We start from the raw sequence: 12,174 nt of genomic DNA, 5'->3' as shown, positions 1-12,174 counted from the left end.
CCGATGTAGTTCTATTTGCCTCAGTAGGAGCTACCGTGCTGACGCCCGGCTCGCCTCCTGATCCGGACCGTGGCGGTCAGACTGTTCGGCACATCGCCGCGATGCTGCCTGTTTCTGGCATAGAGGCCGCGGGCGCGGTTTACTCTCGACGAGTGTCCGAGGTGCCGCAACATACGACGGGCGACGAGGTCGCGCTCGGCGCATTTTTGGTGTTGCTGCACGACGCTGCCGACTCGTTTCGCACCGTTCATGCGACCTACCGCTTTTGGCGCCATAACGAGCGCGTTCACATGGCCTTCCGCGCAGACATTGAGGAGCAGAAGCGCAGCGGCGCTTCGGTCAGCAGCATCAGCAGCATCTATACGGGCGCCAGCGGCGACCCCGCACCCGTGGAGTCCGAAGAGACGGTGGATTTTTGGCGCGATGGGCAGCGCTTGCGCGAGGAGCGTCACGGAGGACTTCGGGACGGCTATTACGGCGTCGCTGATGGCCCGCTGTGGTGGTTTTGGGATGCGCGCATGGGCGCGATGAGCAACCAGGACGATCCACGAGCGGGCAGCGGCATCGGTCAGGAACTCGAGGTGATGCTCAATCCGACACCACTGCTGAGTTCATTGCGTTTTAGCGTGACGGGGACCTCCCGGGTTGCCGGCCGAGCCACCCTCACCGCGGCCGCCACACCTCGCCCATCCGACCCACGCCACCACAACCCCTTCGGCCAGCTGCACGGCTTGGGCACCGGCGCCCAGCACTACCGATTCGAGGTCGACCAAGAACGCGGAGTTCTGCTGTCCGTCACCGCGATCCGCGACGAGCAGCCCTTCCACCAGATCAGCGCACTCGCCATCGGTTTCGACGCGCCGATCCCCGCTGAGACCTTCCAATTCCGGCCGCCCGACGGCGAAGAGATCCGGCCAACCCAAGCTCGCCAGCAGCTGCAGCACACCACCCTCACCGAAGCCCAGCAACGCGCGCCCTTCACCGTGTTGATGCCAGACCGGATACCTGACACCTGGCGGGTGCACTGCGTGTTCATGGAAGCCTCGCAGCGCCCACCCACTCCGGCGCTGGTCGCGCTGAGCTACCGCTCCGATGACGGCCACCACAGCATCTCGGTTACACAACTGGCCGCGGCTAACGCGTCCCGCTACTACGGGAGCCTGCTCGACGACCAAAACTGGCAGCAGGCAGACAGCAATGGGACGTCGATTCGGGTCGCCCCAGTCGACTCGCCGCACGCCCAAGCCCACCTCGAACGACACGGAACATTCGTATTCCTCGTCTCCGACACCCTGACACGCGATGAGCTCGTCTCGATCGCAGCCGGCCTTCGAGCCGCACCGAGCACCGGCGACATCTGAAATCGGAGCCCGCTTTGGGACCGGCTCGCACCCGGCGAAGGTTAGGGCCGAAGGGCGGTGGAGCCGACCGGCAACCTCCGCGATGATCGGCGATGCCGGTCGGAATTAGCGACCGCCGCCTCAAGCGCTTTGGTGTAGGTGGTTTCAGCCGGCGCCTGCGGCGGATCAGCGCACTAGTAACCGCTTGGACGACACCGTCGCGGCAGCGCCATCGTCTCCTGGTTTTCACTGTTTCGCCCACCTCGGTTGTCACCCGGAGATTTGCCAACCGCCTGGCGCGGTACATCCTGCCTCCGCCTCCGCCAAATTTGACGCCTCCAAACACATCACACCTCTTGCACTCAGGGTAACGAGTTAATAACATAACGTCCGGACGAATTCTGGGACCGTCATTTGTCTGACATCGGGAAGCGGGTGTTGCGTGAGCGGCAAAACTCTGCTGTTGGAAGCCCGAATCGACTCCGTGCGGAAATGTCCGCGGTGCGGGGAGGCCTTCGATATGCCGCAGAGGGGGCCGGGTCGGCGTCCGATTTGGTGCTCGCCGCGATGCCGACGACTGGCCTCCGCAGAGCGCGCCGCGGCCCGCAACGCCGGCGCGGCCGTGCGAGTGGTGGAGGTGCCTCGCGCCCATCGCCCCGACCCCCATGCGCGCGTGGAGCTACCTTCCATGCACACGCTAGAACGACTGTTCTTGAGCTCCGACCACCAATGTCGAGAGCTCTTGAACACCCTTCTGCAGCGCTACACCGACGGCGAATTGAGCGCCGAATTGCGTACGGCTATGGAGGCATTCGGAGCCTCAATAAGCCAGCACCACGCGCTGACCAAAGACCCTGACTACCAAGGTGCAATGTACGACGTTCGGCGTCTTCGTAAGCATCTCCGATTCGAGGCCCAGCATGCGGCGGATCGTCGACGAGAACTCAGCGCGCTGCGTGCCGAACTCATCTCGCAAAACACCGTCATCGCCCAGCTGCGCAGCGACCTCACCCGGCTGGAAGCGCACCATGTAGACGGCTACAGTGACGCCCTGATCAGTGCTCCCAGCGACGCTGGCCCAGGTCCCCAATTGAGTCGCCAACAACGGCGCGCTGCCCAGCGTAGTGCTCAAAAGAACAGGCAACAGTCCACCGGCTGATCGCTTGGCCGTATGCGGGGCGGCATCATGCGATTCCTGGCCTGCAACAGGCCCGGGCCTGGTTGACGTTGAGTCCACGGTCAAGTTCCTTCCGCCACCGATAAGGAGAGCCAAAACCGTTGTTCCCAAGCCTGTTTCTTCGCCACCTGCAGTGAAAAGTCAACCGTGTTGGGCTGGAGGCGAAACCCTGCGTCGACGGCACGAGGTTCATGAGAGTGAACGGCGTCTCGTCGGGGACGTACCCGGGTGGTTCGACCGCATCGCTCCCGGATGCCGGACCAAGAGTCGGGGTGTTATGCGGGTGCGCGACAGTCAGGCGGACGCAACCTTATTCGACTTCGTCCGGTTGCATAGCCAGTACAAAATCTGCAGATTGTCGGGCGCAGACAAACCCCCCTTTGACACTGGGACGATGTGGTCCAACTCTAGGAGGAGGTGGGCTCCGCAGCGAGCGATCCTGAGCATTAAGGGCAGGCGTGATTATCACGCGACTTGATGAAGTTGCGCAGCCTAGACGTCATCAGCGAGCGCTGGCCCGCAGCACTTTTCCTCCAGCGGATCTTCTGCGACAAAACGTCGATCAGCGCGTCGATTGTGGGGGTGTTCAAGGTGACGGTCGATCGCTGCGAACTGTTCCCGCCGGCACTGACCTACTCACAAAAGCTACTGGGCGTAATGCCTCCTGATGAATGCGGGTACGCGCTTCCGGAAATAGGAATTCGTCAGGCAAGCCCGTAAATCAGGATGGCGCCGCCGACGATGACAAAAGTTGCAGCTGTAGCAGTGTCTTGCCGCTGTTGAATCCACTGCCTGAAGTGTTCGAGCTTGGAATCGATGCGTGGTCCGACCACGAGATAGGTGATGATGGGCGCAGCCACAGTCGATGTTGCCAGCACGACGTAGTAGGCGAGAGCTGCCGTGGCGCCGACAGTCGACCGCAGGGTGGCGATGGAGGCTTCCGCAGCTACGCTGGCCGCCAACACCTTCGGGTTGATCAGCGCCGGAAACAACCCTATCGCCGCCGACAACAATGGTCCTATGCCGCCGATTTTGCTGTATCGGTCGGGATTGCCGTTCACGTTGCCGCGGCGTCGCCAAGCAAGTATTCCGAGGATGACGAACGCCGCACCGATCGCTGCGACTAACCAATGGACCCACTGGGGGAGGGGCCGGTGAGCGGCGTCATGCAAACCGGGCGTGGTTCGAAACGCCAATGTCGGCACCGCGAGCGCCGTCGCTCTGCCCATGAGGTAGGCCATGCTCGATGCGCGTGGCCGGTCGTTGTGGACGAGTAGCACTAAAGCGATGACGATCGGTATCGGTGATATTGCGACTGATAGAGCAGGTGCAGTCAGTCGGGCCAGGAACGGAGTCAAGTCCATCGAAACGGCAGGGCCTTCCGGATCGAATGCCGGGTTCAAGGAATTCCGCTCCTGACGTGCCGGCTAGCCATGATGCTCGGCCCCTTAATCCGTCAAAGTAGTCAGTTCCCTTTCTATTCGTGCATGTGACTCAGTCTGCCTGTGAGGGAACGCCCTCCCACTCAACGCGCCAGTCGCGTTCTTCGTCTTGCTTGTCGTGGTGCAGCTTCTGCGATGGCTGACTGAGGTGTATGGCGGGGTGGGGCATGGTGAAGAAATCGCCGCTCCCGAGGGCCGATTCGCCGTTGCCTGTGTCGATGTAGCAGTACCCCTCGCCGGAAAGTTGGGTGTGGGTGTCGGTCTTGCCCAGGTGCCGCAGTGCGTTTGCCGCCGCGGCTTTGGCGCCGTTTTTGGCGAAGATCGCGGCTTTGGGCAGCGGTCTGCCGGACGGGGAGGTGATGGCGGTCGTGTCGCCGATCGCGAAGATGCCGGGATGCTTGGTCTCCATGGTCGCTGCGTCGACACTGATCCACTCTGAACCGTCCAAGGCCACGGCGGGTTCGTGCGGGGGCACGAACACCAGTAAGTCGAACGAGATAGTGACGCCGTTCTCGAAGTGAATCTCCTGGTCCTCGGCGTCGAGGCGGGCGACGGTATGTTCACCGAAAAACTCGATGTCATGCTCATTGAGCAGGTCAATCAGTTCGGGCCCGGCGAACGGTCCCGCTGACGGCATCGGGTGCTTTTCGGGGCTGTAGACTGAAATCTGTGTAACGTCACGTGATCCGTTGTCGCGCAGTAGATCTGAGGCGAGAAGCGACCCTTCGTACGGCGCGACGGGGCACCGGTAGGGTTGCGAGGTCACCAGGAAGACCAGCTTTCCGCCGGTGAATGCCTGCAGTGCTAAGTGAGCTTGCGCGGCCGCCTCGGCGCTGTAGTAGTGCACCGCTGAACCAGAGTCGACCGCGTCGCGCAGTCCGGGGATGTTGTCGATGGCGTTGCGCGCGCCCGTCGCGATAATAAGGGCGTCAAAACCAAGCTCGGTCTTGTCGGCGAGTGTCACGGTGCGTGCCGCCGGGTCGATGGCACGAACCGTCCCAGTGACCCGATGGGCTCCGGCTAATGCCGTGGCGCTGGGTGTGATCGGCACGCTGTCGCGATCACGCCACCCACGCATCACCCACGGAAGGGTGAATCCCAGGAAATGCGAGAAGTCTTCATCGACCACCGTGACGGCGAGATCATCGAGGCTGACACCCGATTCAGCGAGTTCTTTGATGACGCTCAGACCACCGATACCGGCGCCGAGAATGAGTAGATCTTTTGTCATGGCCGTTTTCCTTCCGTCTTTCCTGCTCGCCTATTCGGATGCGAGTCCTTAATGGCTGCGCTGCGCCGTCGCGGGGGTGACTGTCACACCACTGCACTGGATCCACCGCCCGTTTGACTGCTGCGACGTGTCGGCCGCATCCCCGCTCAGGTCGTCTCGCCGCAAAAACGGCAGCGTAGGGGGCAACTCACGGCGATGGTCCGTCCCGGACGCTGCTAGTGAGTACGAGGACGGTTGAGTTGGCTGAATTCTGTTGTGCGCACCAACGTGGCAACGGCGTCGAAAACTGCCAGCGTCTCGTCGGCGGCGGGCACGGCGGTGAAGACCGGCCCAAAAACGGTGCGGCCATCGATCGTGACCAGAGGACTGCCGCCGGTGTCCCCGAGCGCGTCCTGGCTGTGCTGATGCGACTCTGCGACTGCAGCATCGAGAGAAGAATCGCCCAACGCGCCCACGCCGACGTGTTGGGCACCGACTACCCGGACAACATGATTGACGAGGTCGTCGTCCACTGCGGCTGACTGATCAAAGTACCGCTGAGCAAATGCGAAGTATGCCTTGCTCGTCACGTCGGAACCAAGCTCGTCGTGTAGCGCGGCCATGAGTCGCCCGACTTGTCGTGAGTCGTTCATGCGAGCCCGCTGAGGTGCGGGCAGTTCTTGGCCCGAATTGAGGATGGCGAGATTCATGAATTGCCAATCAATGTCAAATCCGGCCTTCTCGGCGGCGGCGGTCAGCCAACGAGCCGTATTCCATGAAAACGGACACACCGGGTCCAGCCATAGAGTGACCGTGTTCGTGCTCCGATCGGGTACCTGTGCCTCGGTCAATGTTTGCTCCCTCCTCCGACTACGTAACAACTATCGCGAGACGCCGCGGTTGACTGCGACTCACTGAAAATGCTTGGAATTCAGGCGATCTTGTCTTCAGTATGTCGTCATCTGCTCACAACAAAGTTGCCTTCGGCCCCCTCGGCGGCTAACCAAGATGGCTACTGGATACCATACCCCCTAGTGTATCTACCGTCGGCGATGGGAGCAATATCGCGACTGGCGACCTTGCCGGCGTGGTCCGGCTACCAACTCGCGCGCGGGGAGCCGACTTGCCGAGGGCGTGCTCGAGAGATCTAGGTCGGTCGCTGTTGCCTGGCGCGTTTCAATGTGCCAGCATAGGTGATATACCCCTACCCGTACCTGTACCCTGCATGGAAACATCTGGAAGCGAGGTCGACCCGCGCGTCCTTAAGCGATTGGCCGGGCAGGGGCGTGTGCGGATCGTGCCGGTGCTGTGGGTCGGTGCTGCCTGAGGTGTCAACGCTCCGATTGCCGCGCACCGCGTTGGCGACAAGTGAAGGGAATTGCGCTTCTTGCTGAAATTTCTGAGGAAGCTGTGGGTGCCGCTGATTGTCCTGATTGCGTTGACTATTGGCGGGGTGTCGGTTGATCGGCTGCGCGGAGTTTTTGGCTCGGATGAGATTTTTTCTGCTACTGGCAGCAGCGCCGGACCGCTCGAAGCATCGCATGTCAAACAGGTGATATACGAGGTGTACGGACCTGGTGGAACTGCGGGAAGCATCAGCTATCTGAATAGGGACGCCCAGCCGAAACAGGCGTCCTTCACGGGTTTGCCGTGGTCATTTACGGTCACGACGACAGTGCCTGCGGTGATCGCTAGTTTGGTGGCTCAAGGCGATAGCGACGAAATTGGTTGCCGCATCACTGTCGACGGTGTCGTCAAGGACGAGCAATCTTCGACTGGACACCACGCGCAAACTTCCTGTTTGGTCAAGGCCGCATGAGCACCGACACCGAGGGCCATCCGGCATTCATGCGGTTCGTCCGGGTGTTCGCCGTGCCGATACTTATCGCGTGGCTGCTGCTGACCGTCGCCTTGAATGTGCTTGTGCCGCCAATTGAGTCGGTGGCACGAAACCATGCGGTGACCATGTCGCCCCAAGACGCGCCCGCGATGATCGCCGCGAAACGCATTGGCGCGCAGTTCCACGAGTCGGATTCCGACAGCATCGCCATGATCGTCCTGGAAAGCGATCAACAACTCGGTGAGGCGGCGCATCGGTACTACGACGGACTGGCGAATAGGTTGCGGGCCGACTCCAAGCACGTGCAGCACGTGCAGAACGTGTGGGGAGATCCGCTCACGGCGGCGGGCGTGCAGAGTCGCGACGGCAAAGCGGCGTACGTTCAAGTCAATCTCGCCGGTAACCAGGGCAGCACGTTGGGCAACGAGTCCGTGAAGGCGGTGCGAGAGTTCATCGATGCGTCCCGGCCTCCGAGTGGTCTCAAGGTGTATGTCACTGGTCCAGCAGCGCTCAGTACGGACATGAATGAAGCTGCCGACAAGAGCATGCTGACCATGATGGGTGTGACCGGCGTCGTCATCATGATCATGCTGTTCCTGGCCTATCGCTCAGTCAGCACAGTGCTGTTGATACTGCTCATGGTCGGTTTTGAGATGGGTACGGCCAGAGGGCTCGTCGCGCTCCTGGGCAACTACGATCTGTTGGGGTTTTCGACGTTCGTTGTGGCCATGCTGTCTTCGCTGGCGATCGCGGCGGGAACCGACTACGCCATCTTCCTGATCGGCCGTTATCAGGAGGCCCGCCAGGCCGGGCAGGATCGAGAAGCCGCCTACTACGCGATGTTCCGCGGGACCTGGCATATCATCCTGGGCTCGGGGCTCACGATCGCCGGAGCGACCTTCTGCCTACACCTGGCGCGACTCTCGTACTTCAAAGCACTCGGCATCCCGTCAGCCCTCGGACTGCTCGTTGTCGTCGCGGGAGCGCTCACCGCGGCGCCGGCCGTCGTCGCGGTCGCCGGCCGTTTCGGTTGGCTCGACCCCAAGCGGGCGGTCAAAGTCCGCGGCTGGCGGCGGATCGGGACTGCCACGGTGCGCTGGCCGGCTCCGGTGTTCGCCGCGTCACTGGTCATCGCCGTGGTCGGCATTTTGATCATGCCAAGCATGAAAATCAGCTACAACGACCGCTTCTATATCCCCGATACGCTGCCCTCCAGCGTCGGATATGCAGCCGCAGAGCGCCATTTCAGCGCCGCAACAATGAATCCCGACATCCTGATGGTCGAAAGCGATCACGACATGCGCACCACCGGCGACATGATCATCCTGGACCGCATCGCCAAGGAGGTGTTCCGCGCACCGGGTATCGCCATGGTGCAAAGCATCACCCGACCGCTGGGTGGTCCGGTCCAACACACGTCGATACCGTTCCAGATCAGCGCTCAATCGATTCCTATCCGCGAGAACCTGCAATTCATGCGCGACCGGGCCGCCGACATGCTCACCATGGGAGATGATCTGGGCGCCATGGTCACCTCGATGCAGAAAATCTATGCCGTGATGCGCGAGATGGCCACCACCACCCACCACATGCTTGGCGACATGGGTCAGATGAAAGCCACGCTCGATGAAATCCGGGATCACCTGGCGGATTTCGACGACGTAGCACGACCTTTCCGGAGCTATCTGTACTTCGAACAGCACTGCTTCAACATCCCCGTCTGCTGGGGAGCCCGATCGGTGTTCGACGCGATCGACGGCGTCGACACATTCAGCAGCAACATGAACGCGTTGTTGAAGGACGTGGGGAATATCGATGCGCTCCTGCCGCAGCTGCTGCAGCAATTCCCGCCGATCATCACCGTCGCCCAATCGATGCGGGGCAGTTTGCTCACCATGCACAGCAGCTTCTCCGGCCTCGTCGAGCAGATCTCGCGGATGACCGACACAGCCAGTGCGATGGGCGAAGCGTTCGACTCCGCCCGAAGCGGCGACTACTTTTACCTGCCGCCGGAAGCCTTCACCAACGCCGACTTCCAGCGCGGCCTTCAGCTCTTCCTGTCACCGGACGGCAAAGCGGCGCGCTTCATCATCACCCACGACACCGACCCCGCGACACCGGCCGGAATCGACTCCGTCATCCCCGAACTCGACTCCGCACACCAAGCCGTCAAGGGAACCGCACTCACCGACGCGAAGTTCTACCTCGCTGGCACCGCCGCCATCTACCGAGACATCCAGTCGGGATCCCAATACGACCTACTGATCGTCGGAATCGCCGCCATGACACTTATTTTCATCGTGATGATAATTATCACCCGCGCGCTCGTGGCCTCACTGGTGATCGTCGGCACCGTCCTGTTGTCGCTGGGCGCCGCATTCGGACTGTCGGTCCTGGTCTGGCAACACCTGTTCGGTCTGGAATTGAACTGGATCGCACCAGTATTCGGCATGATCATCCTGCTCGCGGTCGGTTCGGACTACAACCTGCTCCTCGTGTCACGATTCCAAGAAGAAATCGGCGCAGGACTCAAGACCGGCATTATCCGCTCCATGGGGGAGACCGGAGGAGTCGTCACCGCGGCAGGCCTAGTGTTCGCGTTCACCATGATGTCCATGGTCGCCAGCGACCTGCGCTCAATTGGCCAGGCCGGCAGCACCATTGGCCTGGGGTTGCTATTCGACACCCTCATCGTGCGCTCCCTGATGACGCCATCAATCGCAGCCCTACTCGGACGCTGGTTCTGGTGGCCCCAAAGAGTGCGACCACGCCCCGTTAGCCCCTACGCCTCGAGTCGTCAGCGCACCCAGCGCGACTCGCACGCTGCCACTGGCCGCCAAGCCAACCCAGCAGCGACTCAAGCCCACTAAGCGTTGGCAGAGAGTGACTCAGACCGTGCCACCAAAGCGCGCACGCTTCGCCCCATCCCCAGTCGCTGCCGCGCAACAACATACCCCCCCGGGTAGAATGGACCTTCCAGCTAACCCTCGTGGAGGACCCGTGATCGACGACATCGACCGTATGAACGACGTGCTCAGCAGATTGCGGCGCGCTCACGGCCAACTAGGCGGCGTCATCTCCATGATCGAGCAAGGCCGTGACTGTAAAGACGTCGTCACCCAACTCGCCGCGGTGTCGCGTGCGCTCGACCGCGCCGGCTTCAAGATCGTCGCCTCGGGTATGCGGCAATGCATCACCCACAACGAATCAGGGACTCAGCCACCCCTGACCGAAGACGAACTAGAAAAACTCTTCCTCTCGCTGGCGTAAGGCGCTTTGCTAACGGGTCGCCAGGAGCTCGCTGGCTTTCTGGCGCGCCGACAGCCCGTCGTCGAGATTTGGGAACAAATTTGGGAACCAAACACCGCGAAACCACCCCAAATCAGTGTGACACGACGCAACCGACCGAACGCCATACCCCCGCTGAACTGCACAAATGAGACCACCCGAACACCCGAAAATCCCTGACCCGTAGCTCATAACCCAGAGGTCGCAGGTTCGAATCCTGTCCCCGCTACCAACGGAGATGGCCTTCAGGCAGCAGCCTGGGGGCCATTTTCATGTCCGTTGGGAACACTTCCGGGAACATTCGCGTGGCTAAAGACTTACGAGAGCGCGCTGCGCACGGCTTGGCTCGGGAACCGTTGGTGAGTGGGAAAGCCAAGGCGTCGAGTGAAGGTACCTTCGCTGCGCAGACAAGTGTTGTCAGAGGCCGCTGTGAGAATCGGTGCAAACGTTGCTGCTGGTGAGGGCAGAATTGATTCGGGACGCGCGCCATACCGGAGTGACGACTCGTCGGTGATGAAATTAGGGAGGTAGCTGCGATGATGAAGGAGATTGAGCTCCGTCTTGTTGACGCTCCAACCCCGAGCGGGGAGATTCCGGTCAAGGACCTAGCCGCCCTTGCGACTGCCCTGCAGGAATTGACGACTCGAATTAGCCGTGAAGTAGTCAATACGCCTGGCCGCGGCCGCACGAAGCAGTTCACGGAGGAGTTTTCGCAGCTGCGACTCCATGCGATTGAGCCTGGAAGCACCGTGCTCCGATTCAGCAAGGGTCCTACTGACAAACTTGACGTCGACGTGCCTGAACAAGCCGTGGCGGATGACCGTTTGTGGGAAATTGTGCGGGCTATGGGCGAGGATCGTCGCCCCGATTGGGCGACTGACCTGATCGCGAAGAGCGTCGGCAAGTTGGTCAACGCCATTCAAGCAGCGGCACCGACCGTAATCCTCGGTGCGCCTTCACGGCTGGAAGTGCGGATTGCGTCATCGGCGATGCATGTCGAAACTTGGACACCGATGCGTGTCCGTACAGGAACCGACATGACCGCCGCTGGCCGACTCGAGAAGGTCGATCTACGGTCACACGAGTTCCGTCTCCGCGACGACGTCGATAACACCGTCGAACTCAAGCGCGTCGTAAACGACACCGTCGCAGCACAACTCGTTGGCCAATGGGTGGTTGCGCAAGGTACAGGGATACAACATGCGTCTGGCCGGCTTGTCGCTCTCCAGAATGCGCGCGTACTTCCAGCGGACGATCCCGCGGCCGACTACGTCGGTCCCAAAGTCGTTACCCTCGAAGAGATTTTGGCCAGCGCTCCCGGGCCGGACCCGAATGGTGGGCTCGACCTCACCGACGACGAATTTGCGGCATTCCTCGAGGCAGCGCGTTCGTGAGCGAAATCGCGGCGACGGTAGTCGATACCGATGTGTTCAGTCTGATTACCTTCGCGACGCTAGCCGTGATCCGCGCGTCCCTGGCTGGGGCGAATACCTGACGGGGCGGCGCGTACTCATGTCCTTCCAGACCAGGGCTGAGGTGCTTGCCGGTGCGCGAAGCGCCCGCTGGGGCGAGCGGCGGATGGCAACGACGATTGATCGCGGATTTGATCGACACAGAGAACTGGTCGGCTTCGGGTACAGATCCTCAAGGGCGACGCCTACGAGGCGCTGCTGTCCAAGGGCGCATCAGACAAATCAGGCTACGACAGCCGGCATGCTGTCCCATCCGCGCACAGTAGACGTGCGCGATCGCCGCGCTTGGGCCATATCCACATCCCATTCGGGCCAACGTTTGAGCACCTCTTCGAGCGCCACGCGGCCCTCTAGGCGAGCCAATGGAGAACCTACGCAGAAGTGCGCCCCGCGCCCAAAAGTCAG

Annotated in this window: 9 protein-coding genes and 3 pseudogenes; 6 read left to right on the top strand and 6 right to left on the bottom strand. The window is 61.5% G+C overall.

Annotated elements, in window-relative coordinates:
• The first annotated feature begins 35 nt into the window (after window positions 1-35).
• Entirely contained in the window at window positions 36-1,361 is a 1,326-nt protein-coding gene (locus AC5Y47_RS20870; protein WP_499946160.1) for a hypothetical protein, read from the top strand.
• A gap of 799 nt (window positions 1,362-2,160) precedes the next feature.
• Here the strand turns inward: AC5Y47_RS20870 and AC5Y47_RS20865 are convergent.
• From AC5Y47_RS20865 to AC5Y47_RS20845, 5 genes and pseudogenes are all read right to left on the bottom strand, one after another.
• Complete coding sequence (locus AC5Y47_RS20865) at window positions 2,161-2,577, bottom strand: hypothetical protein (protein WP_499946159.1); 417 nt, start codon at window positions 2,575-2,577, stop codon at window positions 2,161-2,163.
• A 234-nt stretch (window positions 2,578-2,811) separates the two neighbouring features.
• Window positions 2,812-3,149 (bottom strand): annotated as a pseudogene (locus tag AC5Y47_RS20860) (HNH endonuclease); the annotation flags it as partial.
• A 72-nt stretch (window positions 3,150-3,221) separates the two neighbouring features.
• The gene (locus tag AC5Y47_RS20855) at window positions 3,222-3,920 is read right to left on the bottom strand and encodes a GAP family protein (protein WP_499946158.1); all 699 of its coding nucleotides are present in this window, start codon (window positions 3,918-3,920) and stop codon (window positions 3,222-3,224) included.
• Window positions 3,921-4,011: 91 nt separating this feature from the next.
• Window positions 4,012-5,190 carry an NAD(P)/FAD-dependent oxidoreductase gene (locus AC5Y47_RS20850; RefSeq protein WP_499946157.1) on the bottom strand — a complete coding sequence of 393 codons (1,179 nt, stop codon included), beginning with the start codon at window positions 5,188-5,190 and terminating at the stop codon, window positions 4,012-4,014.
• 215 nt (window positions 5,191-5,405) lie between these two features.
• A complete protein-coding gene (locus AC5Y47_RS20845; RefSeq protein ID WP_499946156.1) occupies window positions 5,406-6,020 on the bottom strand; it encodes a mycothiol-dependent nitroreductase Rv2466c family protein in 615 nt (204 codons plus the stop codon).
• A gap of 536 nt (window positions 6,021-6,556) precedes the next feature.
• Here AC5Y47_RS20845 and AC5Y47_RS20840 point away from each other — a divergent pair.
• The 5 genes and pseudogenes from AC5Y47_RS20840 to AC5Y47_RS20820 form a co-directional block, all read left to right on the top strand.
• On the top strand, window positions 6,557-6,988 hold the full coding sequence (locus AC5Y47_RS20840) for an MmpS family transport accessory protein (protein ID WP_499946155.1): 432 nt from the start codon (window positions 6,557-6,559) through the stop codon (window positions 6,986-6,988).
• The gene (locus tag AC5Y47_RS20835; RefSeq protein ID WP_499946154.1) at window positions 6,985-9,879 is read left to right on the top strand and encodes an MMPL/RND family transporter; all 2,895 of its coding nucleotides are present in this window, start codon (window positions 6,985-6,987) and stop codon (window positions 9,877-9,879) included. Before AC5Y47_RS20840 ends, AC5Y47_RS20835 begins: the two co-directional genes overlap by 4 nt.
• A gap of 130 nt (window positions 9,880-10,009) precedes the next feature.
• A complete protein-coding gene (locus AC5Y47_RS20830; protein WP_499946153.1) occupies window positions 10,010-10,279 on the top strand; it encodes a metal-sensitive transcriptional regulator in 270 nt (89 codons plus the stop codon).
• Window positions 10,280-10,833: 554 nt separating this feature from the next.
• Window positions 10,834-11,049: pseudogene (locus AC5Y47_RS20825) on the top strand (hypothetical protein); the annotation flags it as partial.
• Between the two features lie 540 nt (window positions 11,050-11,589).
• Window positions 11,590-11,691: pseudogene (locus AC5Y47_RS20820) on the top strand (hypothetical protein); the annotation flags it as partial.
• A gap of 300 nt (window positions 11,692-11,991) precedes the next feature.
• On the opposite strand, the gene AC5Y47_RS20815 reads toward AC5Y47_RS20820, so the two are convergent.
• On the bottom strand, window positions 11,992-12,174 hold a 183-nt coding region (locus AC5Y47_RS20815; protein ID WP_499946152.1), incomplete at its 5' end, for a cytochrome P450.

Source organism: Mycobacterium sp. NGS22 (genome assembly GCF_059813095.1).
Note: the sequence above shows the minus strand (reverse complement) of the source record. Positions and strands in the feature narration are given on the sequence as shown.